This is a genomic window from Nonomuraea sp. NPDC005501 (assembly GCF_040605905.1).
GTDB lineage: Bacteria > Actinomycetota > Actinomycetes > Streptosporangiales > Streptosporangiaceae > Nonomuraea.
In genome coordinates this window covers 50,039-76,659 of the sequence record NZ_JBEXDT010000031.1, presented here as the reverse complement: position 1 = coordinate 76,659, position 26,621 = coordinate 50,039, and the positions used below count along the sequence as shown (strand labels likewise).

Here is a 26,621-nt window from a genome sequence, read left to right as displayed (position 1 = left end):
TTATTTTTTATTCTCCCCCCCACCTCTTTTATATACCATATTCTAAAACTACTCTCCCCCACAACCACGATCTCGGGGGGGGGCCGCGCCCGCCCCCCCCCCCGCGACCCTGCCACGCGCCGCACCCCTCGCCACCTGGAGATATATCCGGCGCGGCTCGGGTACAGGACCGAATGCCGCCCCTACGGGGTGCGTGTCCGTGTCTCGACCGGAGGTGCCCATGGATCCGTCGCGTCAGGAGACCGGTGAGGTCACCGGTACCAAGGACAAGGACTACAACCTGATCTGGTTCGTCGAGAAGTGCCTCAGCAACGCGCTGCGGCTGGAGAGCTACATCGCCGACGCCGAACGGGCCGGCGACTCCGAGCTGGCGGACTTCTTCCGCAGAGCCCAGGCCGAGAGCCACAAAGGCGCCGAGCAGGGCAAGGAGCACCTGCGCCGGCGGCTGGCCGGCTGACCGGCCGTCGCCGGCCTCTTCTCAGGATGAGTTCTCAGGGCGAGTTCTCAGGGCGAGTTCTCAGGGCGAGGTGATGGCCTCGATCGCCGGTCGGGGCGCCCGTCCGAGCAGCGCGCGCAGCTCGCCGCCCGTACGGCCGAGGAAGCCCGCGGCGATGGCTGAGTAGGTGCCGACCAGCATCGGCACCTGGAACGCCTCGACGCCGAGGGCGGTGATGCCCGCGCGAGCCTCGGCCAGGGTCCCGGGCTCGTAACGGACGTGCGCGCCGTACGCCCGGGCCAGGTCGGCGCCGCCGACGGCGTGCTCGCCGACGAGCTCGTGGACGCGGCCCGCGTGGGCGGGTGCGTCGGTGACGACGAGCGCGGCGGCGTCGGCGAGGTCGGCGCGGGCCACGACGGCCGCCCGCCCGTCGCCCAGCGGCGCGGTGACCGTGCCGTCCGGCGACGGCGCCGTGAGCAGGGCCAGCAGCTCCGCGTAGAGGCCGTTGCGCAGGATCGTCCAGGTCAGCGCGCTGTCGCGCAGCCGGCGCTCGGTCCAGCGGTGCGGCAGCGCGTACGGCAGGTGGTCGCCGTCCGCGGTGAGGCTGGTGTAGACGACGTGGCCGACGCCGGCCTTCTCCGCCGCGGCGATGGCGGCCTCGTGGCGGGCGATGACGGTGTCGTCCTCGCCGTAGCCCGCGGAGATCAGCAGCAGCACGTCGACGCCCGCGAACCCCTCGGCGAGCGTGTCCGGGGCGTCGAAGTCGATCCGGCGGACGGGCGACGTCCCCAGGACACGCTCGGGCGCGCGGGTGCCCAGGACCACGTCGTCCCGGCCGGACAGCCTTTCGGCGACCAGCGCGCCCAGGGCGCCGGTGGCGCCGGTGACCAGAATCATCGGAGTTCTCCCTGGCGGTAGGTTCTTCTTGGTAACCACGACCATGCTGCGGGTCCGCGCCGCGCGGCGGAAGGAGGCACTTCGATGTCAGTGGGGCACACGGCGGTAACCACCCAGCCCGTGGTCACGTGCGGGGGAGAGGGTGAGGACTGCGGCATACGCGAGGTTCTCGACCGGATCGGCGACAAGTGGTCGGTGCTGGTCGTCGTCGAGCTGGCGCAGGGAGTGCGCCGCTTCCGGCAGCTCCAGCGCGCCGTCCCGGGCATCTCGCAGCGCATGCTGACGCTCACCGTACGGCGGCTGGAGCGCGACGGAATGATCACGCGCACCGTCCATCCGACCATCCCGCCGCAGGTCGAGTACGCCCTGACGCCGATGGGCCACAGCCTGACGCATCTGGTCAAGACCCTGGCCGACTGGTCGGCGGAGCACCGCGACGCCGTCGCGCTGGCCCGCCGCGACTGGGACGAGCTGAACCCCGGCTCCGGCGTGCGCTGACTGCCCGCCGGCCAGGTGCTCCGGCGGCCTGGGTCCGGGGGAGCCTAGCCGAGCAGCAGCGCCTCCCGCCTGGCCAGCAGCCGCGACTGCTCGGCCCACAGCTCGGCAGTGCGGGACCGCAGGTGCGCGCCCATGTCCTGCACCCACTGGGCCGTCCTGGCGACTTCGGCGTGGGTGTTCGCGATGCGCTGATGTTTGAGCAGGTCGGTGATGATGTTGTCGAAGAACGTGTCGACGAACCACCGCGTGTCCACCTTGGGCAGGTGCGGACGTGCGGAGACGCCGACGTCGGCCAGCTCGCGGGAGAAGACGTCCAGGGCTCGCTGGGCGTGCCACGCGGCCTGGTCGGCGGTGTGCAACTGGCCGTGCTCGATGGCGTCGGCGAACAGGCCGCCGCCGAGCACGTCCCAGGTGGAGGCGCTCTTGGCCGAGCTCAGATGGCGCAGCACCTGACGGAGCGCGTCATGCGCGGCCTTTCCGGCCTGCTGCGCCTCCGCGTGCTCACGCAGGTCCGCCACCACCCGGTCCAGAGCGGCGCCGAGGTCGACCAGCTCCCTGGCGCGGGCGTCACCGCCGCCGACGAGCTGCCGCTCCTTCTCGGCCAGTGACGCCGCGTACTCCTGCGGGGCCGTCGCGAGCCCGGCCAGCTCGGCCTCGGTGGCGCGCGCGTCCGCCTCAAGCCGGGCCAGGCGGGCCCGGTGGCCCTCGACCCGCTGCCGGGCGGCGGCCGCCTCGGCACGCTCGCGGTCCAGCCGCTCCGCGCGGTCGCCCAGCAGCCGGGCCAGGACGGCGGACAGCCCGCCTTCCAGGCGGGTGACGTCGTTCTCCTCCTTGGACAGCTCCAGCTCCAGGCCGGCCAGGGTACGGCGGGTGTCCTGGATCTGCTCCGCCGTCGCCTCACGCAGCCGCCGCAGATGATCCGCCCGGCGCACGCGGGCGGCCGCGTCCCGCAGCCGCCCGTCACGATCAGGTGAGCTCGTCACACCTCGAAAGACGAACGAGATGCCCCGGATGTTCCACACCTCCGGCCGGACCGCCGGTAGAGCCGGGCTGCTGGGGAAGGTGCCGTGGCTGAGACCCGGCGGGAACCGCGATGATCGCGGTTGGATGGTGCGGCGATGGTCGACATGTGGGGAGTGCGGTGGACGTTCCGGTCGCTGAGCGGTTGTCGGAGGACGATCCGGTTGTGGAGTCGGTGCTGACGGCGAGCCGCGCGTTGGTGGCGGTGGCGGCGCGGTCGATCGCGGCGGCGGGCGGGGACGTGACGCTTCCGCAGTACCGGGTACTGGTGGTGATCGCGGCGCGCGGCCCGCAGCGGCTGGCGAGCCTGGCCGACGCGCTGGACGTGAGCCAGTCGACGGCGTCGCGGATGTGCGATCGGCTGGTGGCCAAGCGCCTGGTGCGACGCGGCCGGCCCGCTGATGACAGGCGGACGGTGAGCATCGCGCTCACTCCGCAGGGGCGGGCGCTGGTGGACGGGGTCACCCGGCATCGCCGCGGCGACCTGGCGCGGATCCTGGGCCAGTTGACGCAGAATCAGCGGGAGGCGGTGGTGGCGGCCCTGAGCGCGTTCGCCCAGGCGGCCGACGAGAAGGCGGTGCCCGAGATCTAGCGGACGTTCCTAGTCCTGGGCCGGTTCGCCGCCAGGCGGTTCCGGCGGAGGCGTGGGGCCGCGTCGGACCGGCCGGGCCAGCTCGCTCAGCGCCTCCTCCAGGGTCGGCGCCGCGGCAGCAGCCGTGGCTCCCGCGGCGTGTCCGCTCCCTCTCGCCACGATCAGCCGGCCGCCCGCCGCCGCCGCGTATCGCTCGGCGTCGGCCAGCAGAGTGTGGCCCGCGGAGTCGATCTCGTCGGTCCGGCACACGTCCACCACGACGAGCGGCGGCAAGCGCGCGGCCAGGGCCTGCACCAGAGGGCGCTCGAGCGTGCCCGCGGTGTCGGAGGTCAGCATGCCGCTGAGCGTGAGGACGTTCACCGGGCCCACGCTCCACTGCCGCACCCGCAGGGCGGAGCGGTCCGGGGAAGCGGCTGGTTCCGGCTCACGGCTGCCCTTCGATCGCATGACATTTCCACGCCGACCAGACTTCCCGGCTCACCGTCCACGACCGTAGCAGATCCTTGCCCTGTGCAAGAAATTCCGGAGGCCGCGGTCAACGGCGCGCCGATCTGCGGCGATCCCGGCGGCCCTCGTCCGGAGAACTACGGCTGCGCTCCTCCTCGTGTCCATGCGGGGGAACGGTGTGCCCGGCGTACGGCCCAGCCGACGCCGACCGCCAGCCCCGCCACCGCGTAGGCCGCCGTGGCCGGGCCGGACAGGTAGGCGACCGCTCCGGCCGCCGCCACGGTCAGCCATTCCCACCTGCCGTCCATGGCGACCATCGCGACCACCAGCAGCGCGTACCAGGAGTACGCGGGTGTGAACAGCAGCAGCAGCGACCCGGTGACCAGCAGCGCCCCGGCCCAGGGCCGCTCGGGGTCCCCCTCCCGCAGCACGTGCAGGACGACCAGCGCCAGCAGGAGGATCGCGGCGAACGGCGCCCAGGAGTCGGGCAGCGCCAGCCGCACCAGCGCGTACCGGCTCTTGGCCGAGGGGTCGGCGTACTCCTCCTCCCGCACGTACCCGAACAGATAGCCCAGCACGGAGCCCCGCGAGACCAGCGCGTACGGCAGGTACGCCGCCATGACCACCAGCGCGGCCGGCACCACGACGACGAGACGCCGCCGCCACACCACCCCCTGCCTGAGCACGCCCGACAGGGCGCCGGGCAACGCGGTGGCGGGCAGCAGCTTGGCCGCGACCGCGGCGCCGAGCAGCACCCCGCGGCCCCGGTCCCGGACCACGCAGAACGCCAGCACCACCAGCAGCACGCCCAGGACGTCGACATGCGCGTTGTTCACCGCCTCGACCGGCACGGCCGGGCACCAGCCCCAGGAGGCGGCGGTCCGCACGTCCCTCCATCGGCACAGCGCGAGCAGCACGGCGATCGCCATCAGCGCGCCCCCGAACTGGAGGACCTTGTGCCGCGACCCCTCGGGCGAGAGCCGGTGCACCAGAAGGAAGTACCCCTCGGCGAGCGGCGGATAGATCGTGTGCACGGCGGGCCGGTTCATCCGCGTGCACGTTCCGTCCCCGAGCGGAGCGAGACGCGGCGCCGCGCAGTCGCCGGGGAAGAGCCAGTCATCCCGGAGGAACGCCAGCTCCGGGTCGGCGGGGGCGTAGTCGTAGGGGGAGATGCCCGCCGCCTGCACCCGGCCGTCCCACGCGTAACGGTAGGAATCGGTGCTGGTGCTCGGCGGGGCCACCAGGCCGGTGGCGGTCACGGCGATGCCCCCGGCCACGACCAGGCCGGTGAGACGCCCTGCCGGCAGCGTCCGCATCACCCACAGGGCGGCGGCGAACAGCGCCCACCCGGCCAGATGCCAGCCGAGCAGACCGGAGCCCCCGAGCGCCATCCTGACGAGGACGGCGACCAGGGCCGACAGGATCGCGACAGCGCACACCATGCGCCCGCCGGCGCCGTACCTGCTCACACCGCCGAGCTTTCCACCGCCGGCGCAGGTCGAGGCCCTCTGGAGCCGGAACGTCCGGAGTCTGTAAGAACTCCGCAGGGAAGGCGCGCTTTCTCCCGACGCCTCGCAGGGCGGCGGGGCAGCCCCGTCCACGGTCGGCGTCATGAAGATCGTCATGGGGGCGGCGTGACGGAGACCGTGATCGTCAGGGAGGCGGCGCAACGAAGATCGTGGGCCTCGCCAAGGAGCCGGTGTCCGGCCCGGTCAAGACCCGCCTCACGCCGCCGTTCGGCTCCGTACAGGGCACTTGGCCGAGGGCGCGATCGAGGACTGTTGAGCGTGAGGATGTCGGCAGTGGCCGACGCGGGATGAATGTCAGCGGCCTACCTGGTCAGGCACCGGAGACGACACTTTCTGCCCGGCGAGCGATCACCACGCAGGAACCGGGACGACCGGCGAGGGAGCGCCATCCCAAGTCACCCGAATCTCCCGTGGGATACTGTGCGCCGGTGACGAGCCGAGCCTTGCTTCAGCTGAAGCGCCCGGCTGGTTCACGCGTGGCCGTGTTCCCAGGCCCAGGCGGCGATGCCCACGCGGTTGCGGACACCGAGCTTGCGCTGGACATTGGCCACGTGGGTCTTGGCGGTGCCGGCCGAGATGAACAGCTCGGCGCCGATCTCGGGGTTGGACTTGCCTGCGGCGACCAGCTTGACGATCTCCAGCTCGCGGTCGCTCAGTGGCTGTTCGCCCGGCACGCCGGTGCGGGCGGGTGACGGGGTGAGGTGGCGCAGCAGGCGTACGGTCACCGAGGGGCTGATCAAGGCATCGCCTGCGGCTGCCGCCCTGATGCCCTCCACAAGGAGCCCCGGCCCCGCGTGTTTGAGCAAGAAACCACAGGCTCCTGCACGGAGCGCGGAGTGCACGTACTCGTCGAGGTCGTAGGTGGTCACGACGATCACCCGCATCGGTGCCGCCACCTCGGGGCCGGCCAGGCGTCGGGTGAGTTCGAGCCCGTCCATGCGCGGCATGCGGATGTCGGCGACGACCACGTCCGGCCGCAGCTCGCGGGCGAGGTCGAGCGCGGTCACGCCGTCCGGCGCCTCGCCCACCACCTCCAGGTCCGGCTGGGCCTCGAGGATCGTGCGGAAGCTGCGTCGGACGGTCGGCTGATCGTCGGCGATCAGAACCCGGATGGTCATGGGAACACCGCCTTCACGACCCAGCCGCCGCCGGCGGCGCGGCCGGAGGTGAACTCGCCGCCCAGCGCCTGCACCCGCTCGGCCAGCCCGGCCAAGCCGACGCCGGCGCGTTCGGCGGACGGCAGACGCGGCAGGGCCTGGTCGCGCGCATGGTCGGCCACGGTCACGACGACCGCCCCCCTTTCGTCGGTCACCTGAATGGCGACGCTCGACCCGGCCGGCGCGTGCTTTCTGACGTTGGTGAGCGCCTCGACGACGATGCGGTAGATCGTGGTCGCGACCTCGCGCGGCACCGGGCCGGATGGTTCGACGCGCATCTCGGTGTCGGGGAAGCCCGCGTCGGCGAAACGCCGTACCAGATCGGGCAGGCTGTCGAGCCCGGGCAGTGGCTCGGCGGAGGCGCTCTCGCCCTCCAGTTCGCGCAGCATACGCACGGTTCGGTCCATCGACGCGAGTGCCCGCGCGCCGTCCTCCTCGATCGCCCGCAGTGCCGCCGCGGCCTCGGACGGATCGCGGTCGAGCAGGATCTGCGCCGCCTGGGCCTGGATGACCATGGCGCTGACGTCGTGGGCGACGAAGTCGTGCAGGTCGCGGGCCAGCTGCAGGCGCTGGGTGCGGCGGGCCTGCCTGACCGCCTCGACCCGGCGCCGGTCGAGGGTGCGGAGATAGGCGCCGAGACCGATTGCGCCTGCCGTGCCGATGGACCAGAAGAGGGCGAGGGCGACCGCTTCGAGGCCCGAGGGCGGCGGCTGAGTGATCTGCAACGCCAGCAGCGCTTCGGAGGTCGCGGCCACCGCCACCGCCGGGACTGCCTGCCGCACGGCGGCCCAGCGCACGGTAAGCGTGATGAGCGTGAGCACGGCAACCGTGTGGGTGTAGGTCGACGGACCGCCGGAGATGCCGGGACCGGCCAACCAGGCGAGCGTGCACGTCGCGCCGACCACACCGGCGGCCGCCGTGATCGCCGCGAGGAGGGGGCGTGCCCTCGGCCACCAGACAAGCGACATGGCCGCGACCGCGACCGCGAGCATCGCGGGCACGACGACGAGCGGGCTCGGAAGCGGCCGGTTGCCTTGGCGGGAGGTCGAGCTGGGGGTTCGGGAAGGTGGGGTGGTCAAGTGGTGATGCGGTCGAGCCACTCGGTCAGCAGCGTCTTCTCGGCCGCGGTGAGCGTGTCGACGTGGGGCAGAGCGGCGTGCAGGGCGACGGCGGCGGTCACTGGTCCGGGTTGGCGTCCGATGGGCTGGTCGGTCGTGATGGCGGCGATGACCGCTTCGCGGGCGGTGGGTGACAGGGCAGGGTCGCGCTGATCTTCGGGCGTGGCGATGAGGGCGAGGGTCGTACCGGAGCCGGCGGCGTGGACGAGACCGGCGGCGAGTGCTTCGGGCACCCGTAGGCGGCCTGCTTCGGCGATGCGTCGGATGTGGTGGGCCAGGATGTCGGCGGCGGCACGGGCGGCCGGTGAGGCGGCGGCGCGCGGCCGGCCGTACATGAGCGTGTAGAGGGCGGGGCGCGCCAGGCCCAGCTCCACGTGCAGGTCCCACCCTCGGCGCAGGTCGGCTACGGGATCGTCGGACAGCGGCACGGCGGACTTGGTGGCGAGGTAGGCGTGCAGGCCGTGGGTCGCGACCGCGTCGAGCAGCCCTTGCTTGTCGCCGAAGAAGCGATAGATGGTCGGAGGTTGCACCCCCGCGGCAGCACTGACCGCTCGGGTGGAGACCGCCTCCTCGCCGCCCTCCCCGAGCAACTCCAGGGCTGCGGCGATGATGCGCTCGCGCGGGGAGTCGACCTCTCTGCTGTCCACGTGGCCAACGATAACACAACCGTGTTTCCGTCGTTATTAACAGTGCTATGGTCATCATGTTTCCAGCGATAGCGAGCCTGCTTCGGCGGTTCGCACTCATGAGAGGGAGAAGCGATGATCATCGTCACCGGGGCAAGTGGTCAGCTCGGCAGTGCCGTCGTGGACCATCTGCTGCGGCTCGTAGCCGCCGAGCAGATCGGTGTCAGCGTCCGCGACCCGCGTAAACTAGCGAGCCTCGCCCGACGTGGCGTGCGGGTCCGGCACGGCGACTTCGCCGAGCCCGCGAGCCTGCGGGACGCGTGGGAGGGCGCGTCCCACGTGCTGATCGTGTCGGCGAACAGCACCGGCGCCGAAACCGTGCGCCTGCACCGCGACGCCATCGACGCCGCTGTGGCGGCAGGCGCCAAGCGCATCCTCTACACGAGCCACATGGGCGCCGACCCGTCGTCTCCGTTCCCCCCGATGCCCGACCATGCCGCAACCGAGGAAGCCCTGCAGACGTCGGGAACGGCGTTCACCTCCCTGCGCAACGGTTTCTACGCCTCGACGGTGCCCCAGCTGCTGCGGCACGCGCTGGACACCGGTGAGCTACGCGTCCCGCAGGACGGACCCGTCGCGTGGACCGCCCACGCCGATCTTGCCGAGGCCGCCGCACGCATCCTCGTCGACGGGCGATTCGACGGCCGCACCCCGCCGTTGACCGGCCCGGAAGCGATCGACATGAGTCGCGTGGCCGAGATCGCGTCGCGCATCACCGGCCGAGCGATCCGGCACGTCGTCATCTCCGACGAGGAATACCGGCATGGTCTGCTTTCGGCCGGGCTGCCCGCAGCGGCGGCCGAGCTGCTGGTCGGCATGTTCGCCGCCAGCCGGCGCGGCGACTTCGGGCCCGCCGACCCCGCCCTGGCCGATCTCCTCGGCCGTCCCGCGACGACGATCGAGGACTACCTGCACGGCTCGCTGCCCACCACCGACAACTGACCGGCCGACGGTCCCGTGCTCGTCGCGAAGAACCGTGACCTCGGCAGACGACCTGCTGCCCGGTCGGCGGTGTCCCGTCGCGCTCATGCCTGCCCGTACCGCCGGCGGTTCCAGCTCACGCCGCGAGACCGCCGGGACGTCCAAGAAGCTGAGGAGGATCCATGAACGAAGTGGCGGTCCGGCGGCCCTCAGCCGCGTACGCGAGGCGTTCGCGTTCAGGTGGCGGTGGCCATCTGAGGGGTGGGCGAGAGCCGGTCGCGGCGGTCCAGGCGCCGGACGGCCGCCGCGGAGGCCAGGCCCGCGGCGGCCAGCAGTGCCCATGGCAGGCCGGCCGGCCCCGCTGTGCGGGCCACGTCCAGCAGGGTGCCGGCCACCAGGTTCCCGGCCAGGATGCCGGCGCCCGAGGCCAGGTTGTAGATCCCGTAGTAGGTGCCGATCAGCCGGTCGCCGGCCATGTCGGCGATGGTGGCCATCTCGAACGGGAAGGCGATCAGTGTGCCCGCGGTGAGGAGGACGGTACAGGTCAGGACGGGCAGCATCGCCCATCCCCCTGCCGGCGGCAGGTGTGCCAGGGCGGCCGGAGGCAGGAAGGCGACGCCCATGAGCGCCAGGCCGCGGCTGATCGCCTGGCCCGGCTCCACCGCTGCGCGCACCAGGCGGTCAGGCGTACCTGTCCGGCGATGCCGAGCACCGCCGACACCGCGTACAGGGCCATCACCCCTGCCTGGCCGCCGCCGAGGCGTTGCACCTCCAGCGGCAGAGCCAGATACATCTGGAACGACAGCGCGTAGGAGGCGATCATCGCCGCGGCGAAGGAGAGGAACGCCCGATCGCCGAACGCCTGCCGCCACTCGCCCAGCACCGGCCGCCACTCGCCCAGCACCGGCCGGCGGGCCTGACCCATGCCGCGCCGCCGTGGCAGGCAGAGCCCCTGCAGGACGGTCAGTACGGCGAAGATGGCGGCGGCGGACAGGCACACGGCGGTAAACCCGGCGTTCAGCAGGGCGATGCCGGCCAGCGGGCCGAGCAGGATGCCGCCCTGGTAGAAGACGTTGAACACGGCGAACGCGGCCACCTTGCGCTCTTTCGCCTCGACGGCGAGGCAGGCACGGGCAGCCAGGTTGAACAGCGCGCCGGCGAACCCGGTGAGCACGGCGGCCACGATCAGCAGCGGCACGGACGTGGTCAGCCCGAACAGCGCGAACCCGAAGGTGCGCAGCGCGCAGCCAGCCATGATCATCGGCTTGTAGCCGATCCGGTCCGCCAGGGTGCCACCGATCAGGAACATGCCCTGCTGACTGGCGTTGCGCAGGCCCAGGATGAGCCCGATCGTCCAGGCCGCCAGGCCCGCGCCGACGGCCAGGTGCTGGGCCAGGTACGGCATGAGCATGTAGAAGCCGAAGTTGATGCCGGCCTGGTTGATCTGCAGCAACTGGATCGGCCGGTCGAAGGACCGGAACTCCCGCAGCGTGCCCCTCATCGCGTGCCCGCCTGCGGGCCGGTCGAGGGGTCGGCAGGGGCATCGGTCGAGGGGTCGGTCGGAGGACCGGCGGGGAAGTCGGTCGGAGGGCTGGCGGGGGAGCCTGTCCGGGGGTCGGCGGGGCAGTCGGTCGGGGGGCCGGCGGGGGAGTCGGTCGGAGGGCCGGCAGTGGAGCCTGTCGGGGCGTCAGCCGGGAGGCCGGCCAGCGGGTCGGTCACGTTGACGCAGCGGGTCCAGCGGTGGACCTCGCGTTCGGTGGGCACGCTCAGCACGTCCGGCTCATCGGCGGGGCCGCTGCCGAGCAGTCCATGGGCCTGGCAGTAGGCGTCGTCGAAGACGGTGCTCCAGTATCGCCAGGGCCCGTCGGGGAAGACGCTGGCCCGCACCGGCCCGGGAGCGCCGTTGCACGACCCGCGATGGAGAGCATCCGGCGTGAGCCTGGAGGAACTGGTGCTCGCCTACCTGCGCCGCCCCGAGACCACGGCGCTGCCTCGCCCGACCCTGACCACTATCTGATCGCTAAGAAGACATGGAAGTGTTGTGGCTTACCTGGCGGCAGCACCGCATGCAGGTGCTCCTCACCACGGCGCTGCTGGCCGTCCTCGGCGTGGTCCTGCTCATCAGCGCTCTGGGCGCGGCCAAGTTCGCCGCCCAGAACGCTCCGGCCGCCGGCTGCGTGGCGGACACGCCCGCGTGCAGCGCTTACCTCGTGGAGATGAACGTGCGCATACGGTCGGTGGGTGAACTACTCAGCTGGTTGCCGCTGCTGGCCCCGGCGATGATCGGCGCTTTCTGGGGTGCTCCGCTGCTGGCCCGGGAGTCCGAGCAGGGCACGCACCAGCTGACCTGGACCCAGTCGGTGACGCGGCGGCGCTGGTTGGCGGCCAAGATCATCGGGCTCGGTGCCGCGGTCACGCTCGGTGGGCTGGTGCTGGCCGGCATCGTGGAGCCGTGGCTGGCCGCCTTCGACGTCCCCCCCTACAACGTTGACCGCTTCGACATGAGTTGGTTCCGCGTTGTCGGCATCATGCCGGCGGCGTGGTGGCTGGCCGCGTTCGTGCTCGGCATGGCCACGGGTGCACTGTTCCGGCGGACCCTGCCGGCGATGGCGGTGACCCTGGCGGTGTGCGCGTTGGCATTCTTCGGACTCCTCAGGGCGCCATCCTTCTACGCGACACCGGAGCGAGTCGTGCAGGCCACGGTCATGGACGAGCTCGAACCGGATGACTCCCTGCATGTGACGAGCTACTGGATCGACGGAAGCGGCATAAAGTACACCGCTCAGGAGAGAGAGCTCGCACTCGCCGGCCCCTGCGGGACGGACGAGACGACCAAGAAGTACGCCAGATGCTCCTTCAGCCACGGCTATCGACAGGTGACCGAGTTTCATCCCGCGGACAGGTTCTGGCAGTTCCAATGGACCGAGGCGGGAATCCTGCTCATCCCCGCTCTCTCGTTGGGCGGCCTCGCCGTCCGGCGCACCCTTCGGCCCCGCATCTGAAACCAGTTGTCGCCTCATCACGGTGACGGGAGGGCCGGGCGCAGGACCGTCACCGCCTTCCTGCGAGGCGTCCAGTAGAGGGCGAGCAGTGGATCATGCAGGACCGAGAGCAACGAGTTCTGCGTGGCGGCGGTCGGCCGTTTGCGACCGGACATTTTCAGGAAGTCAACAAGATCACTTATGGTGACGGGATTCAAAGACACCTTCTCAAGGGTCGATGTCATGAGCGCGCCGGACATGCCCGGCCTCGGCCCCGCGTCCGGGTGCCCGCAGTCGTGGCTGAAGCGCTGGTGGGCGTCGTCGCCATCGCGGGGGCCGCATCCGCACCTCGCCGGGCGAACGCGTCAGCGCGGCAGGAGCCAGCGCGGCAGGAGCCAGCGCGGCAGGAGTCAGCGCGGCAGGAGTCTGAGCGTGGTGGCGCGGGCGGAGGCGGCGACCATCGGCTCGACGTAGGAGCTGTAGCGGCCGTACTTGGCCCGGTAGGCGGCGTCGACGCGGTCGTTGACGGCCGGGTCGGTCTCTTCGGCGAAGGCGACGTCCTTGGTGACGCCTGCGGCGCTGATCCGGCCGGTGTGGCTGGCTCGGGCGGCGCGGAACCACGCTCCGTCACCGCCACGCCAGGACCGCACGAACAGCTCGTCGCCGTCGCGGACCACCCAGATGGTGGTGGGCTCGCGCAGGCTACCGTCGGTGCGCTGGGGAGCGATGTCCACTTCCTCGGCGGTGGCGATGCGCTGCAGTTCGTCGCTGGTCCAGACAGTCATGGGCGTGTCTCCTTCACGGGTGGCTGAGAGCCGCTGATTGATCGGGCGGCGGCACGCACCCGGCGCGCCGGAACGTGCGGCAGGGCGGAGCAGCGGCCGGGCGGTCGATGCCGCGAGGCATCAGTGCTTGTCGTGCCCCATTGACGCCGGCGGTCACGGATCGGCGGCACTCGATCGTGGATTCCATAGAAATCTACATTGTGAAGGCGCAGGTCTGAATGAAGATCATCGACCTGTCACAACACACAACCAACGACAGCGACAGTGAGCTCTCAGCAGGGCGGATAGGGTGATATGCGGCGTTTGGGGTGGGTTGAGCCGGCGGCCGGTGGACCCAAGGGCGAGGGAGACGAGTGGCGGAGTCGTTCGGCACGTTGCTGCGGAGTTTGCGTCATACGGGCGGGCTGACGATCGAGGAGCTCTCCCACGCGTCCGGCGTCAGCGTTCGGGCCATCGGCGACATGGAGCGCGGCGCGAGCCGGGGGCCGCAGCGGCGCACCGTGGAGGCGTTGGCCGATGCGCTCCGGCTCGACGACGCGCAGCGGACGGTGTTGTCGGAGGCGGCTCGTGCCGGCCGGCCTCGTCAGGAGGCCGGTGCGCCGGGCGCGTGTGAGCTGCCGCGTGGCGTGGGTGACTTCACCGGGCGGGCGCGGGAGTTGGCCCTGCTGCGCGAGTTGGCGGAGGCGGCGGGTCAGGGCAGGACCGCGGTCGTGGCGGCCGTTTCGGGGGCGGCCGGTATCGGGAAGACGGCGTTGGCCGTGCGGGCCGCCGGGGAGTTGGCGGACCTGTTCCCCGACGGGTGCTTCTATGTGGATCTGCGGGGGATGGACCCGGTTCCGTTGGACTCGGGGACCGTGTTGTCGCGGCTGCTCAAGGCTCTGGGGGTGGCGGAGCGGCGTATCCCGGCCGATGAGGAGGACCGCGCGGGTCATTACCGTGCTCTGCTGCGTGAGCGGCGGTGTCTGATCGTTCTGGACAACGCGGCGCATGAGGGGCAGGTGCGGCCGTTGCTCCCTTCGGATGGTCCGGTGATGGCGCTGGTGACCAGCCGGCGGCCGTTGGCGGGGCTGGAGGGTGTGCATCAGATTCCGCTGGCGCATCTGGCGTCCGAGGAGGCGGTGGCGCTGCTGAGCGCGATCGTGGGCGAGGGGCGTGCGGGGGCGGAGTCGGAGGGCGTGGCGCGGGTGGCGAGCCTGTGCGGGAATCTGCCGTTGGCGTTGCGTATCGCTGGGAATCGGTTGCAGAGCCGGCCGGGGTGGACGGTGGGGCACCTGGCCGCGCGGCTGGGTGATGAGGGACGGCGGGTGGAGTCCCTGGCCGCCGGGGATCTGTCGGTGGCGGCGGCGTTCGCGCTGTCGTATCGGCAGCTCTCCGCGGAGGCTCGGCGGGTGTTCCGGCGGTTGGCGTTGGCCGTGGCGCCGGATTTCGGGGTGCCGATGACGGCCGTCCTGGCCGAGCTGGGTCCGGGGGAGGCGGAGGACGCTCTGGAGGAGCTGGTGGATTGCGGCCTGTTGCTGTCGCCGTACCCCGGTCGTTACCGCTTCCATGATCTGGTCCGGCTGTTCGCGCGTGCGCGGTTGTCGGAGGAGGAGTCCATCGTGGCTCAGCGGCAGGTGCGGCGGCGGATGGACGACTGGTTGCTGGAGGTGGCGACGGTCGCCGGGCGCTGGTTCGAGCCGGATCATGGTGCGCCGCCGCTGGACTGGAGCTCTCCTGTGGCGCTGGACAGCTCGCAGGAGGCGCAGGAGTGGCTGCAGCTGGAGGGTGAGGCGTGGCTGGCGGCCTTGCGGCAGGCGGCGCGGGCCGGGGAGAACGCGCGGGTCGTCGAGGTGGCCGGGGCGATGCACTGGTTCTCGGACCTGTGGATGCACTGGGGGCACTGGCCGGAGGTGTTCGAGTTGTCCGCCGGGGCCGCTCGTGCGATGGGGGACCGTGCGCAGGAGGCGGCGCATCTCAACTATCTGTCGTGGGCGCGGACGTACTGTCAGGCGCGTCACGTGGAGGGGGAGGCGACCGCTCTGTGTGCCCTGGAGCTGGCCCGTGAGGTCGGTGACGTGCGTCAGCAGGGGTGGGCTCTGGTCTATGCCACGTGGGCGTCGTGGGCGCGTGACGACGAGCCGAGCCAGGAGGTCGCGCTGGGCTATACGCGGCAGGCGGTGGAGTGCTTCCGGCAGGCGGGGGACACGGAGGGGTACGCGCACGCCATGGTGAGCGTGGGGAACTGTCTGCGGCGGGTCGGCCGGGTGGAGGAGTCCGTGCGGCACAGCCTGGCGGTGGTGGAGCGGCTGCGTGATCCGGCGTTCGGCGGGTCGCCGGCGATCGTGAGCCACGCTGTGGGCGCGGCGCTGGATCTGGTGGGGGACGGTTACCTGGAGCTCGGCCGCTGGCAGGAGGCCGCCGACCATTACCGGCAGGCGTTGTCGGAGTTGCGCGGGCGGCCGATCGTGCGGGCCATGGCGGTGTCGCTGCTGAATCTGGGCAAGGCGCTGGTCCGGCTGGGGGAGGTGGAGGAGGCTCGGGAGGCGTTCCGGGAGGCGGTGGAGCTGTACGAGGGGGCTGGTGACACGGCGCGGGCGGCGCGGGTCGTCAGGGAGCTTGATCAGCTGCGGTCAGGGGTCCACGAAGCGCTGGATGAACGTCAGGGCGGTGCCGCAGACCTCGCGCCAGCCGCTGTCGACGGTCAGTGAGTGGCCGCGGCCGGGCATTTCGATGATCTCGGTCAGGTGGTGCCGGTTGCGGGCGTGGTTTCTGTAGGTGGCGTGGGCGAGGGCCCAGGGTGCGGTGCGGTCGAGTTCGCCGGTGATGATCAGTAACGGGCCGCGGTCGTGGGCCGTGTGGTGGATGTCCGGTTCGGTCCAGGGGTGGTGCGGCCGGGTCGCGGGGGTGTGGAGCGTCTCGTACAGCCGCTCGGCTTCCTGCTCGTGGACGGCGTTGGCGAAGGCGTGGCGGAACCGGTCGTAGCCGGGTGGCGGGGTTTCGCGGGTGGGGCTGACGGCGACGGAGGCCGCGGCGAGGCCGCGACCGGCGAGGATCTGGGTGAGCAGCGCGCCGGTGGAGTGGCCGATGATGGCGGGTCTGCGTTCGAGCCGGCTGATGAGGTCGGTGAGGTCGGTGAGATCCGCTCGGGCCGGTGGGGTGAGGGCGGCGTATCCGGCTTCCTCGAACACGGGGGCCCAGCGGCCCCAGCCGGTGGGTGGCCGCCAGGGGCCGGGGAGGAAGAGGACGGGGACTGGGGGCACGATGTGACGTCCTGGGTGGGGGAGGCGGTCCGTACGGGGCCGCCGCACCACGGCGGCCCCGTACGGACTGGCCTCAGCTGACGGACTGGCCTCAGCTGTCGGTGAGGGCCCGGCGGAGCGTGGTGATGGCCAGCTCGATGGCCGACTCGGCGGCGTGCGTCTCGCGCAGCGCGTTGAGCATGACGAAGTCGTGGATGATGCCGAGGTAGCGGACGGCGGTGACGGGCACCCCGGCGGTGCGCAGCTTGCCGGCGTACGCCTCGCCCTCGTCGCGGAGGACGTCGGCCTCGCCGGTGATGACCAGGGCCGGGGGCAGGCCGGTCAGCTCGGCGGTGGTGGCGCGCAGGGGGGAGGCGGTGATCTCGGCCCGCTGGGTCTCGTCGGTGGTGTACTGGTCCCAGAACCACTGCATGCCGTCGCGGCGCAGGAAGTAGCCTTCGGCGAACTGGTGGTAGGAGTCGGTGTCGAAGGCGGCGTCGGTGACCGGGTAGAAGAGCACCTGCTGTCGCAGCGGCAGGCCGCCGCGCTGCTTTGCCATGATCGTCAGTGCGGCGGTCATGTTGCCGCCGACGGAGTCGCCGGCCACCGCGATGCGTGCGGGGTCCAGGCCCTTGGAGGCGCCCTCGGCGACGATCCACTGGGCCACGGTCCAGTTCTGCTCGATCGCCACCGGGTATCGGTGTTCGGGCGAGAGGTCGTACTCGGGGAAGACGACGGCCGCGCCGGTGCCGGCGGCGAGCTCGCGTACGAGCCGGTCGTGCGTGTGGGCGTTGCCGAAGACCCAGCCGGCGCCGTGGATGTAGATGATCACGGGGAGGTCGCCGGTGGCGCCCGCCGGCCTGACGATGCGGGCCCTGACCTCGCCGGTGGGGCCGCCGGGGACCGTGATCCATTCCTCGTCGACGGCGGGCTTGTCGGCCGGGCCGGACTGGACGTCGTCGACGGCTTTGCGGCCTTCCTGCGGCGTGAGCTGGAAGAGGTAGGGCGGCTGGGCGGTCGCTTCGGCGAAGGCCTGGGCGGCGGGTTCGAGGACGGGCTTGTTCACGATGGCTCCAAGGATGGGTGGGAAAGGGCGAGGCTGTGGCGCGGTGGGGGGATGCCGTCCTTCGCACATCCAAGCAACCGGCGCCGGCGAGGACGAGGCAGAACGGCAGGCAGAAGTGTGGTTTCGCCTCGTGCCGGCTGCTCGTGGCGTGCTGGGATCGCCGCTGAACACCTGACATCTTCCGACAAGGAGCGTTCTCATGACGGAGAGCACCATTCCGACGGTCGTCCTCGTGCACGGCGCGTTCGCCGACGCGGGCAGCTGGTCCGGCGTCATCGCCGAGCTGCAGGGGCATGGCGTGCCCGTGGTGGCGCCGCCCAACCCGCTGCGTGGCCTGGCGGCCGACGCGGCGTATGTCGCCTCGGTGGCGGCGCAGATCGACGGTCCGGTCGTGCTGGTCGGTCACTCGTACGGCGGCGCGGTCATCACCGTGGCCGGCGCGGCGGAGAACGTCGTGGGTCTGGTCTATGTCGCCGCGTACGTGCTCGAGGACGGCGAGAGCCTGGGCGAGCTGCAGGGGCGTTTCGCCGACTCGCCGCTCGGCGCGAACCTGCGGCAGGCTTCGTACCCGGTGGAGGGCGGCGGGAGCGCCGTGGAGTTCACGATCGCTCCGGAGGCGTTCCCGCAGATCTTCGCCGCTGATGTGCCGGCGGAGGTGACCCGGGTGCTGGCGGTGACGCAGCGGCCGCTGGCGGGCGGGGCGTTCGCCGAGGCCGCGAGTACGGCGGCCTGGCGGGCGAAGCCTTCGTGGGCGGTCGTCGCCGGCGCCGACCAGGCGATCAACCCCGAGGTGGAGCGGTTCGGGGCGGAGCGGGCGGGGGCGACGGTCGTCGAGGTGGCGGGCGCCTCGCACGCGATCGCGGTGTCCCGTCCCGAGGAGGTCGCCGGCGTGATCCGGGAGGCGGTCCGGGCCGTCTCGGCCTGAACACGCCGGCGTTCCTGTCCCGTACCGTCAGCGCAGGCGGGACTCGATCGCCTCGATGATCCGCGGGCGCAGCTCGGCGGCGCTGATGACGGCGTCGACGGAGCCGACCTCGACGGCGCGCCGGATGTTGTGCACGCGGTCGAACTCCGCGGCCACCTCGCCGAGCTTCTCGGCGCGGACGGAGGAGCGGAGCTCGTCGAGCTCGGCGGTGAGGGCGGCGCGGTCGGCGCCGGAGGCGGCCGCGACGCGGGCCTCCAGGTCGCGTACGCGGGGGTCGGCCGCGGTGCGGGCGTTGACGTCGCCGGAGAAGACGGCGGCGGCGGCCGGGGCGCCGCCGAGGACGGAGGCGTAGGAGCCTTCCAGGGCGAGCACGGTCATGTTCGGGTTGAGCGCCTTGGAGAACACCACGAACGCGCCGCCGTGGTAGCGGGAGATGACGCAGAACACGATGGGGCCGCGGAAGTTCACGATCGCGCGGCCGATCTCGGCGCCGTACTCCAGTTGCAGCTTGCGCATCGACTCGGGTGAGCCGTCGAAGCCGGACAGGTTGGCCAGCACCACGAGGGGCCGGTTGCCGCTGGCCGCGTTGATCGCTCGGGCGGCCTTCTTGGACGAACGGGGGAACAGGGTGCCGGCGGTGTAGGTGTCGGGGCCGTCGGTGGGCGGGAAGCCGCGTCGCGGCACGGAGCGTGACTCGATGCCGAGCAGGCACACGGGGATGCCGCCGAGGTGGACGTCCTGGACGACCGCGGTCTCGGCGTCGGCCATGCCCGCCCAGCGTTCCAGCACGGGGTGGTCCTGGTCGGACAGCGCCCGCATCACGGTGCGGATGTCGAAGGGCTTCTTGCGGTCGGGGTTGGCCTCGGGGGAGAAGATCTGGCCGACGGCGGTGAAGTCGCTGCCGTCCAGGGCGTGCGGGAAGTCGGAGATGTCGCGGTTGACGGGGTCGGTGGTGGTCGCCCGTCGTGGTGCGTGCTCGCCGGGTGCGATGTAGGTGTGGTCGTAGTACGACATGAGGACGTGGCGCGCGGCGGTCAGGTTGGGCGCCCAGTAGTGGGCCTGCCCGTTGGGGCCCATGACCCGGTCGTAGCCGCCGATGCCGAAGTTGTCCTCGGCCGAGACGCCGCCGGAGAAGTCGAGTGCCTGCTTGCCGGTGAGGACCATCGCCGAGTCCGGCGTCATGATCAGGATGCCCTTGGTGTGCATGAGCATCGTCGCCTCGGCGTTCCAGTAGGGCTGGGCGCCGACGTTGATGCCCGCGACGACGATGTTGATCTCGCCGCCGTCCTGGGTGAACTCGACGATCCGCTTGAGCGCGGCGGCGACCCAGTCCATGTTCTCGGTGCCGGACTTCATGGAGATGCGGGCGCCGGAGGACAGGGCGTACCACTCCAGCGGCACGCGCATCCGTTCGGCGAGGTCCAGGGCGGCGATCACGCGCCGGCACTCGGGCTCCGACAGGGCGCCGAGTGACTTGGTCGGGTCGCCGAGCAGCACGACCCTGGTGACGCCCTCGGGGTGGCGCGGGGTCGGCGTGGTGACCACGCCCGCGACGAGGGCGGCGGTGTTGCGCCCCTTGGGCCGGTCGACCGGCACCAGCGCGTGCTGGTCGTCGAGGTCGTGCTCGGTGAAGTCGCCGAGCAGGCCGGTCAGCTCGTACGGGTAGACGGTGTTGCGGCTGCTGGCGCGCAGCACCTTCTGCCGGTAGTCGTCGAGCGGTTCGACGGGCTCGTCGGACGGCTCGCCGATGGTCAGCTCGGTGCCGCCGGCGGCGTCGAAGGAGATGCGGACGGCGACCTTGGTCAGCTCGCCGGTCCTGCGGTCGCGTTGGCGCGCGATGAACAGGATCTCCTCCAGCCCGGCGCCCGCGGTGGTGGGGCGCACGCGTCCGGCGATCATTTCCACTTCGGCGCGGGTGATGTCGATCGGCGGCCAGACGTAGACGACGATGCGGTTGGTGTTGAAGCGTCTGGCGGACGGTCGCAGTGCCTGGGCGCGGCGGATGGAGTCGAGGCAGGAGGCGATGGTGTCCTCGGCGGTCGGCAGCGCCACCAGCCGGCCGTCGTGCTCGCGCAGCTCGGTCAGGTCGCGTACCTGGGCGAAGGCGACGAGACGGTCGTCGGAGGGGTTGTCCCGGGCCACGCACTGGAAGAGGTAGACCTCCTCGTCCGAGGACGGCAGGCGGGTGAGGTCGAACTTGCTCAGCCGCTCCAGTTGCATGCGCTGGGCGATGAACGGGTGCAGGCCGCGGATGAGCCGCTCCTCGGTCATCCCGGTGGGCGAGGGGCGGAAGGTGAAGTGGTGGTGCATCACCGCGCCACGGCTGCCCGCGACCGTGGTCGTGAGCCTGCGGACCTGGCTGGGCAGCGGGTGGGCGCTGACGACCTCGTGCAGGGCGGCCGCCATCGCGTCGGAGTCCTGCGGCTGGTTCTCCCAGGCGAGGTAGATGTCGGCGTCGATGGCGTCCTCGCCGTCGGCGAGCTCGGCCAGGCCGCGCAGGGCGTCGCCCAGCGCTTCGAAGCCGACCGCGGAGGAGACGACGCACGAGCCGGCGCGCTCGGCGACCACGAACGTGCAGCCGGCGACCTGGCTGGTGCGGACGCCGGTGAGGCCCTTGTTGCCGTAGTAGCGCCGGGTCAGCACCTCCAGCATGGTGGCGTTGTCGAGGTCGTCGCGGATGAGCCGCTGGCCGAGCAGCCGTACCAGCGGTTCGGTGCTGCGGACCATCTCGGCGACGCGCTCGGCGCGGTCGGGCGCGTCGGGGTGGGCGTCCAGGTGGCGCAGGTGCTTGCGGACCTGGGCGTAGACGCTGGCGCGGTTGCGGCGCAGCAGCGGCTGGGCGAACCAGGCGAACACCACGCCGCGGGCGAGGTCGGCGACCACGGGGAAGCGGACCTGTGTCGCGGCCACGAGCCGCTCCAGGGCGAGGCCGGCGGGCTCGCGCAGCGCCTCGTCCGGCGGCGCCTCCCGCAGCCAGGCGCGCAGCAGCGTCGCGATGACGGTGGCGTCGGCGGAGGCGCGCTGCTGGGCGAGGAAGATGCGGAACACCGCGGCTTCGAGCTCGGGGGAGGGCTCCAGGGTGGTGACGCCGTAGTGGCTGAGTGCCTTGGCGAGCTTGGCCTGGAAGGACTGCGGCAGGCCGGCCCGTTCGACGTCGAGGCTCTGGAGGTAGGTGTGGAAGTACTCGCGGGGGCTGTGCACGTGGCTGTCGCCGCCGTCGCCGCCGATGTCCTCGCCTGCCGGGCGGTTGCGGCTCAGCTCGGCGAGGTCGGCGAACACGTCGATGAGTTCGAGCTCTTCGGCGAGCGGCCGGTGGCCGTCGTCGGTGGCCGCCTTGCGGGCGGTGAGGTAGTCGTCGAGGAGCCGGCGTTCGTCGTGCGGGTCGACGTCGAAGCCGAGCAGCAGGCTGCGCAGGTCCTCCTGGCCGCGGGTGGCGCGCCGGCGCGCCGGGATCTCGCCGGGCGCGGCCGGCAGGTCGAGCTCGACGGAGTGGGTGGAGCCGGCGGCGGCCTCGGTGTCGTCGCCGAGCGGCTCAAGGCGCAGCAGCGGCGCGCCGGTCTCCACCTGGCTGCCGACGGACACGACGCATTCGGTCAGCCGCGCCTTGAACGGAGCCCGCAGCACGGTCTCCATCTTCATGCTCTCCAGCACCAGCACCGCCGCGCCGGCCTCGACCTCGGCGCCGACCTGCAGCGGGGTGGCGACGACGAGCGCGGGTGCGGGTGAGCGGACGACGCCGCCCTCGTCGCGGCTGATCCGGTGGGTCACGCCGTCCACCTCGACCAGGTGGGTGGGGCCGTGCGTGCCGGTGAGCAGGCGGTAGCGGGTGCCGTTGACGATGATCTGGCCGGTGTGCCGGTCGAAGCGGTCGAGCTCGACGTCGGCGATGCGGACGTCGTCGCCGGCTTCGACGCCGACGCGGAAGCGGTGCGCGCCGACCCGGGCGACGCGGACGCGGTAGGCGGCGCCGCGCAGCTTGAGGCCGAGCGGCCGGCCGCTCTGGTGCTGCACCTGGGGGCGTCCGCCGAACGCGGTCGACAGCAGCCGCTGCCGTTCGACGCGCTCCTCCTCCTCGTACGCCTCGATGGCGGCGGCGGCCAGCGCGACGGCGGAGTGGCGGTGGGAGACGAGCCGGCCTTCGCCGCGGACGCGGTCGATCCAGCCGGTGTCGGCGCTGGCGTCGATGACCTCGGGCTGGTCGAGCAGGTCGAGCACGAAGCTCTTGTTCGTCGCGCCGCCCTCGATGATGACCGTGGTCTGCGCCATGGCGCGGCGCAGCCTGCCGAGGGCTTCGTCGCGGTCGCGGCCGTAGGCGATGATCTTGGCGATCATGGAGTCGAAGTCGGCGGGGATGGTGTCGCCCTCGCTGACCCCGGTGTCGACGCGGATGCCGGGCCCGGCGGGCAGGTCGAGGCGGGCGATGCGGCCGGGCGAGGGCGCGAAGTCGCGGTCGGGGTCTTCGGCGTTCAGGCGGGCCTCGATGGCGTGTCCGCGCTCCAGCGGCGGCGCGCCCTGGAGCCTGCCGCCGGAGGCCACCTGCAGCTGTGCCTTGACCAGGTCGAAGCCGGTGGTGACCTCGGTGATGGGGTGCTCGACCTGCAGGCGGGTGTTGACCTCGAGGAAGGCGAACTGCTTGTCGCCGGGGTGGTAGAGGAACTCGACCGTGGCCGCGCCGCGGTAGCCGACGGCGATGGCCAGGCGTTCGGCCGCCGCCTTGAGCTCGGCCGTCTGCACGGGGCTGAGCACCGGGGACGACGACTCCTCGATGACCTTCTGGTTGCGCCGCTGGATCGAGCAGTCGCGGACGCCGAGCGCCCACGCGGTGCCCTCGCCGTCGGCGATCACCTGGACCTCGACGTGCCGGGCGCCGGTGACGAGGCGCTCCAGGAACACGACGCCGCTGCCGAACGCCCGCGCGGCCTCCTGGCTGGTGCGCTCGTAGGCGTCGGCGAGCTCGGCCTCGTCGGTGATCACGCGGATGCCGCGCCCGCCGCCGCCGGCGGTGGCCTTCAGCATCAGCGGGTAGCCGATCCCGGCCGCCGCGGCCAGGGCGGCGTCCAGGGTCTCGACCGGGCCGCGGCTCCACGGCGCGACCGGCACGCCGACCTCCTCGGCGATCAGCTTCGCGCCGATCTTGTCGCCGAGCTTGCGCATGGCCTCCGCGCTGGGCCCGACGAAGGTGACGCCGATCTTGTCGCACAGCTCGGCGAACGCCGGGTCCTCAGCGACGAAGCCCCAGCCGACCCAGGCGGCGTCGGCGCCGGTCTCCACCAGGGCGCGCTCGAGCACCTTCAGGTCGAGGTACGGCCGGGCGGAGGCGGGGCCGAGGTCGTAGGCGATGTCGGCCTCGCGCACGAACGTGGCGGTGCGGTCCACGTCGGTATGCAGGGCGACGGTCTCCATCCGTGTCCCGGTCTCCGCGGCGACGTCCCGGACGGCGTGGATGAGCCGCATGGCGGCCTCACCACGGTTGACGATGGCGACACGACTGAACACCCGACCGAGCCCTCCTGTAGACCAATGATGTGCGCGCCGCGACGCGGCGGCCCCCCCGGTAGTCTCCACCCTTCCCTCTACCGGGTGGGCACCGCCATGTCGCAGACAGCGCACGTTACGCGCCCCGAGTTGTGGGAAAACCACCAAAATCGCGCCGGCTCGCCCCCGTGATCCTGGTCAGAACGTCCTGCCGAAGGTCTGACTCGCCATCCGGAGGGAGTGGTCGACGGCGTCGAGGCCGCGCGGGAGCATGACGCGCTCGTAGGCGGCGACCGCGTCGATGAGTGACTGCTCGCCGCGGGCGGCGCGCAGCAGCTCGCCGGCAGCGTGGCCGAGCTGCGCGCGCTGCAGGAGTCGGGCCGGCTTCCGGCCGAGGTGGACCCGGCGTGCCTGCTGGTGATGCTGATGGCCGCGGCCATGGCGACCACCACGCTGCCGCAGGTCATCGAGAGCGTCTGCGACGCCGATCCCGGATCGCCCGAGTTCATCGAGCACTTCGCCGATCAGGTGGCCGCCGTCGCCCGGCACCTCGGGCTCGACACCGCCTGACGCCTCCGGCGATCCCGCACGGGCGTGGCGCGGCCCTCAGGTGCGGGGGCGCCCCGAGCACGGCCGCACGGCCGTCCTCTAGAGTGCTTTGCGTCCCACACGCGTCCGTGGCCCCCGCCACGAGCACGAGCACGAGCACGAGCACGAGCACGAGCACGAGCACGACCGAGGAGCGACCGTGACCGACCTGGCGTCCATGTCCCTGCAGCAGGGGATCGCCCGGGATCTCCAGGTGAGCGCGACCTTCGACGCAGGGCAGGAGATCGAGCGCCGGGTGGCCTTCCTCGCCGATCAGCTGACCTCCACGGGCCTGCGCTCGCTGGTGCTGGGCATCAGCGGCGGGGTGGACTCCATGACCGCGGGCCGGCTGTGCCAGCTCGCGGCCGAGCGGGTCCGTGCCGCCGGAGGTGAGGCGACGTTCTTCGCGATGCGGCTGCCGTACGGCGCCCAGGCCGACGAGAAGGACGCGCAGCTGGCGCTGGAGTTCATCCGGCCCGACCAGGTCCTGACCGTCGATGTGAAGTCCGCGGCCGACGCCGCGCTGGAGGCGCTGCTGGCCGGCGGCATGGTCTTCCGCGACGAGCACCAGCAGGACTTCGTGCACGGCAACATCAAGGCCCGGCAGCGCATGATCGCCCAGTACGCGGTGGCGGGCGCGCACGCCGGCCTGGTGGTGGGCACCGACCACGCCGCCGAGGCGGTCTCCGGCTTCTTCACCAAGTTCGGCGACGGCGCGGCCGACGTGGTCCCGCTCACCGGCCTGACCAAGCGGCGCGTACGGGCCATGTCGGAGGCCCTGGGCGCGCCGTCCGCGCTGGTCTGGAAGACCCCGACGGCGGACCTGGAGACCCTGAACCCGGGCAAGCCGGACGAGGAGACGCTCGGCGTCACCTACGACGACATCGACGACTTCCTGGAAGGCAAGCCGGTCGGCGAGGCCGCCTTCGCGGCCATCGCCGCCCGCTACCGGCTCACCGAGCACAAGCGGCAGCCGCCGATCGCCCCCGGAACGGCCCGCTGATCCGCGGGGCCGCGATCAGGGGGCGATCGGGCCGGGACACGTCCCGCCCGGGACGCCGGTGGCCGGTGACCGGTGGCAGGGGTCAGGAGGCGGTGGCGAGGGGGGCCACCGCGCGCATCCGCTCGAAGTTGTCCACGTACTGCCGGTAGACGCGCCTGTCGTTGAGCCGCAGCAGCGTCTCGTCGTTGCGGCGCAGCGACGTCTCGTTGTAGTTGTGGCTGCCCGTGAACACCCAGCGGGCGTCGCGGTCGCCGTCGAAGGAGCCCTCGACGAGGAGGTACTTGGAGTGGACGCGGCCGGGCAGCGCGCCGCCGTCGCCCAGCGTGCGCAGCTCGATCCTCGGCTCGGCCAGCAGCAGGCTCTTGACCTCCTCGTCCATGATGCCGTAGACGATCCGGACCGTGCAGCCCTGGGCGGCCAGGCTCCGGAGCTTCTCGGGGATCGCGATGCGGTAGGTGTCCCACTCCGACATGCCGACGCGGATGGTCGTGCCGCCGCGGCAGGACACCTTGCCGAGGTAGTCCACGATGGGGTCGGTGCCGGCGTCCGTGCCCGCCCGGGGGAAGAAGTGGGCCCGTACCGAACCGCCCGGCCCGCCGGTGGTGGTGACACGGTAGTAGTCGAGGTTCTTGCGCTCGGCCGCCAGGTCGGCGAAGTAGCCGCTGTAGGCCGCGAACAGCCGCTTGTTGCCGGGCAGGACGACCAGGTTGTTCCAGTACGTGGAGGAGTTGAGGTCGGTCAGGTTGGCCGAGGACTGCACCACCACGTCGGAGACGTCGCCGGTCCGCGAGAACAGGTAGAACTTGTTGTGCTGGCCCTTGTCGCCGATGCACGCGGCGGTGCCGCCGGACGGGGGGCCCGTGCACACGTGCACCCAGGAGCCGGCGGAGGTGTCGGTGCCCAGCTCGGCCGACAGCCGCCCCGCCACGCCCGCCCCGCGCGTGTCGCCGTCCAGGATCACCTGGACGTCCACGCCGCGCCGGTGGGCGCTGATCAGCTCGTCGGCGAAGCCGGTGCCGGCCGCGCCGGACATGACGAAGTGGGCGAGCTGGATGCGGGAGGCGGCGGGCGCCCGGCGGACCAGGCCGCACAGCTCGCGCACGAGGGCGGCCGGGTCCCCGCCCACCGGCTGGTTGAAGACCGCGCCGCTGGTCACCGGCGTGTCGGTGCAGGCCGAGGCGATCGCGCTCTCGGCGCTGGCCACGGGGGCGCCCGCTAACGCGGCCGTGGCCGTGACTGCTCCGGCCGCCAGCATGGACAGGACCTTGCCTGACATCGG

25 protein-coding genes are annotated in these 26,621 nt (G+C 72.1%); 9 read left to right on the top strand and 16 right to left on the bottom strand.

Annotation, left to right across the window (positions count from 1 at the left end; translation table 11 throughout):
- Nucleotides 1-220 precede the first annotated feature (220 nt).
- On the top strand, nucleotides 221-457 hold the full coding sequence (locus tag ABZS51_RS17635; RefSeq protein WP_310712468.1) for a hypothetical protein: 237 nt from the start codon (nucleotides 221-223) through the stop codon (nucleotides 455-457).
- Nucleotides 458-517: 60 nt separating this feature from the next.
- Here ABZS51_RS17635 and ABZS51_RS17630 read toward each other — a convergent pair whose 3' ends face one another.
- The gene (locus ABZS51_RS17630; RefSeq protein ID WP_355441715.1) at nucleotides 518-1,333 is read right to left on the bottom strand and encodes an NAD(P)H-binding protein; all 816 of its coding nucleotides are present in this window, start codon (nucleotides 1,331-1,333) and stop codon (nucleotides 518-520) included.
- Nucleotides 1,334-1,417: 84 nt separating this feature from the next.
- Between ABZS51_RS17630 and ABZS51_RS17625 the strand changes: the two genes are divergently transcribed.
- Nucleotides 1,418-1,831: a helix-turn-helix domain-containing protein gene (locus tag ABZS51_RS17625; protein ID WP_310712470.1), complete on the top strand. Its 414-nt coding sequence runs from the start codon at nucleotides 1,418-1,420 to the stop codon at nucleotides 1,829-1,831.
- Between the two features lie 44 nt (nucleotides 1,832-1,875).
- On the opposite strand, the gene ABZS51_RS17620 is transcribed toward ABZS51_RS17625, so the two are convergent.
- On the bottom strand, nucleotides 1,876-2,814 hold the full coding sequence (locus tag ABZS51_RS17620) for a hypothetical protein (RefSeq protein ID WP_355441712.1): 939 nt from the start codon (nucleotides 2,812-2,814) through the stop codon (nucleotides 1,876-1,878).
- A gap of 158 nt (nucleotides 2,815-2,972) precedes the next feature.
- Here ABZS51_RS17620 and ABZS51_RS17615 point away from each other — a divergent pair, with 158 nt between their 5' ends.
- Entirely contained in the window at nucleotides 2,973-3,443 is a 471-nt protein-coding gene (locus tag ABZS51_RS17615) for a MarR family transcriptional regulator (protein ID WP_355441709.1), read from the top strand.
- A gap of 9 nt (nucleotides 3,444-3,452) precedes the next feature.
- On the opposite strand, the gene ABZS51_RS17610 is transcribed toward ABZS51_RS17615, so the two are convergent.
- The 5 genes from ABZS51_RS17610 to ABZS51_RS17590 all read right to left on the bottom strand — a co-directional run bounded on the left by ABZS51_RS17610 (nucleotide 3,453) and on the right by ABZS51_RS17590 (nucleotide 8,341).
- Nucleotides 3,453-3,890: an STAS domain-containing protein gene (locus tag ABZS51_RS17610; protein ID WP_355441706.1), complete on the bottom strand. Its 438-nt coding sequence runs from the start codon at nucleotides 3,888-3,890 to the stop codon at nucleotides 3,453-3,455.
- A 137-nt stretch (nucleotides 3,891-4,027) separates the two neighbouring features.
- Nucleotides 4,028-5,359: a glycosyltransferase 87 family protein gene (locus ABZS51_RS17605; protein WP_355441703.1), complete on the bottom strand. Its 1,332-nt coding sequence runs from the start codon at nucleotides 5,357-5,359 to the stop codon at nucleotides 4,028-4,030.
- 530 nt (nucleotides 5,360-5,889) lie between these two features.
- Entirely contained in the window at nucleotides 5,890-6,537 is a 648-nt protein-coding gene (locus ABZS51_RS17600; RefSeq protein WP_355441700.1) for a response regulator transcription factor, read from the bottom strand.
- Nucleotides 6,534-7,568 carry a histidine kinase gene (locus ABZS51_RS17595; protein ID WP_355441730.1) on the bottom strand — a complete coding sequence of 345 codons (1,035 nt, stop codon included), beginning with the start codon at nucleotides 7,566-7,568 and terminating at the stop codon, nucleotides 6,534-6,536. The genes ABZS51_RS17600 and ABZS51_RS17595 overlap by 4 nt, the downstream gene beginning before the upstream one ends.
- Before the next feature lie 83 nt (nucleotides 7,569-7,651).
- Complete coding sequence (locus ABZS51_RS17590; RefSeq protein ID WP_355441697.1) at nucleotides 7,652-8,341, bottom strand: TetR/AcrR family transcriptional regulator; 690 nt, start codon at nucleotides 8,339-8,341, stop codon at nucleotides 7,652-7,654.
- A 114-nt stretch (nucleotides 8,342-8,455) separates the two neighbouring features.
- Here ABZS51_RS17590 and ABZS51_RS17585 point away from each other — a divergent pair, with 114 nt between their 5' ends.
- Entirely contained in the window at nucleotides 8,456-9,322 is an 867-nt protein-coding gene (locus ABZS51_RS17585) for an NAD(P)H-binding protein (protein ID WP_355441694.1), read from the top strand.
- A 215-nt stretch (nucleotides 9,323-9,537) separates the two neighbouring features.
- Here ABZS51_RS17585 and ABZS51_RS17580 read toward each other — a convergent pair whose 3' ends face one another.
- The 3 genes from ABZS51_RS17580 to ABZS51_RS17570 are packed head-to-tail and all read right to left on the bottom strand — an operon-like array spanning nucleotide 9,538 to nucleotide 11,188.
- A complete protein-coding gene (locus tag ABZS51_RS17580) occupies nucleotides 9,538-9,861 on the bottom strand; it encodes a hypothetical protein (RefSeq protein ID WP_355441691.1) in 324 nt (107 codons plus the stop codon).
- On the bottom strand, nucleotides 9,846-10,802 hold the full coding sequence (locus ABZS51_RS17575) for an MFS transporter (RefSeq protein WP_355441688.1): 957 nt from the start codon (nucleotides 10,800-10,802) through the stop codon (nucleotides 9,846-9,848). Before ABZS51_RS17575 ends, ABZS51_RS17580 begins: the two co-directional genes overlap by 16 nt.
- Nucleotides 10,799-11,188: a hypothetical protein gene (locus ABZS51_RS17570; RefSeq protein WP_355441685.1), complete on the bottom strand. Its 390-nt coding sequence runs from the start codon at nucleotides 11,186-11,188 to the stop codon at nucleotides 10,799-10,801. The genes ABZS51_RS17575 and ABZS51_RS17570 overlap by 4 nt, the downstream gene beginning before the upstream one ends.
- Nucleotides 11,189-11,331: 143 nt before the next feature.
- On the opposite strand from ABZS51_RS17570, the gene ABZS51_RS17565 reads away from it, so the two are divergent.
- On the top strand, nucleotides 11,332-12,303 hold the full coding sequence (locus tag ABZS51_RS17565; protein ID WP_355441683.1) for an ABC transporter permease subunit: 972 nt from the start codon (nucleotides 11,332-11,334) through the stop codon (nucleotides 12,301-12,303).
- Between the two features lie 17 nt (nucleotides 12,304-12,320).
- On the opposite strand, the gene ABZS51_RS17560 is transcribed toward ABZS51_RS17565, so the two are convergent.
- The gene (locus ABZS51_RS17560) at nucleotides 12,321-12,458 is read right to left on the bottom strand and encodes a hypothetical protein (protein ID WP_355441680.1); all 138 of its coding nucleotides are present in this window, start codon (nucleotides 12,456-12,458) and stop codon (nucleotides 12,321-12,323) included.
- Between the two features lie 234 nt (nucleotides 12,459-12,692).
- Nucleotides 12,693-13,067 (bottom strand): DUF2255 family protein, encoded by a 375-nt coding sequence (locus ABZS51_RS17555; RefSeq protein WP_355441677.1) that lies wholly within the window; start codon nucleotides 13,065-13,067, stop codon nucleotides 12,693-12,695.
- A gap of 353 nt (nucleotides 13,068-13,420) precedes the next feature.
- Here ABZS51_RS17555 and ABZS51_RS17550 point away from each other — a divergent pair, with 353 nt between their 5' ends.
- Nucleotides 13,421-15,754: a helix-turn-helix domain-containing protein gene (locus ABZS51_RS17550; protein ID WP_355441673.1), complete on the top strand. Its 2,334-nt coding sequence runs from the start codon at nucleotides 13,421-13,423 to the stop codon at nucleotides 15,752-15,754.
- On the opposite strand, the gene ABZS51_RS17545 is transcribed toward ABZS51_RS17550, so the two are convergent.
- Nucleotides 15,677-16,306, bottom strand: a complete 630-nt coding sequence (locus ABZS51_RS17545) for an alpha/beta fold hydrolase (RefSeq protein ID WP_355441671.1) — start codon at nucleotides 16,304-16,306, stop codon at nucleotides 15,677-15,679. The genes ABZS51_RS17550 and ABZS51_RS17545 overlap by 78 nt on opposite strands.
- A 91-nt stretch (nucleotides 16,307-16,397) precedes the next feature.
- Nucleotides 16,398-17,351 (bottom strand): alpha/beta hydrolase, encoded by a 954-nt coding sequence (locus ABZS51_RS17540; protein ID WP_355441667.1) that lies wholly within the window; start codon nucleotides 17,349-17,351, stop codon nucleotides 16,398-16,400.
- 199 nt (nucleotides 17,352-17,550) lie between these two features.
- On the opposite strand from ABZS51_RS17540, the gene ABZS51_RS17535 reads away from it, so the two are divergent.
- Entirely contained in the window at nucleotides 17,551-18,276 is a 726-nt protein-coding gene (locus tag ABZS51_RS17535; RefSeq protein WP_355441663.1) for an alpha/beta hydrolase, read from the top strand.
- 27 nt (nucleotides 18,277-18,303) lie between these two features.
- Here ABZS51_RS17535 and ABZS51_RS17530 read toward each other — a convergent pair whose 3' ends face one another.
- Nucleotides 18,304-23,772, bottom strand: a complete 5,469-nt coding sequence (locus ABZS51_RS17530) for a carboxyl transferase domain-containing protein (protein ID WP_355441660.1) — start codon at nucleotides 23,770-23,772, stop codon at nucleotides 18,304-18,306.
- Between the two features lie 288 nt (nucleotides 23,773-24,060).
- Here ABZS51_RS17530 and ABZS51_RS17525 point away from each other — a divergent pair, with 288 nt between their 5' ends.
- Together ABZS51_RS17525 and nadE are read left to right on the top strand one after the other, a co-directional pair.
- Nucleotides 24,061-24,321 carry a hypothetical protein gene (locus tag ABZS51_RS17525; protein WP_355441728.1) on the top strand — a complete coding sequence of 87 codons (261 nt, stop codon included), beginning with the start codon at nucleotides 24,061-24,063 and terminating at the stop codon, nucleotides 24,319-24,321.
- A 196-nt stretch (nucleotides 24,322-24,517) separates the two neighbouring features.
- Complete coding sequence (nadE, locus tag ABZS51_RS17520; protein WP_355441725.1) at nucleotides 24,518-25,342, top strand: ammonia-dependent NAD(+) synthetase; 825 nt, start codon at nucleotides 24,518-24,520, stop codon at nucleotides 25,340-25,342.
- Between the two features lie 82 nt (nucleotides 25,343-25,424).
- On the opposite strand, the gene ABZS51_RS17515 is transcribed toward nadE, so the two are convergent.
- Complete coding sequence (locus ABZS51_RS17515) at nucleotides 25,425-26,618, bottom strand: phosphatidylserine/phosphatidylglycerophosphate/cardiolipin synthase family protein (RefSeq protein WP_355441657.1); 1,194 nt, start codon at nucleotides 26,616-26,618, stop codon at nucleotides 25,425-25,427.
- Nucleotides 26,619-26,621 lie beyond the last annotated feature (3 nt).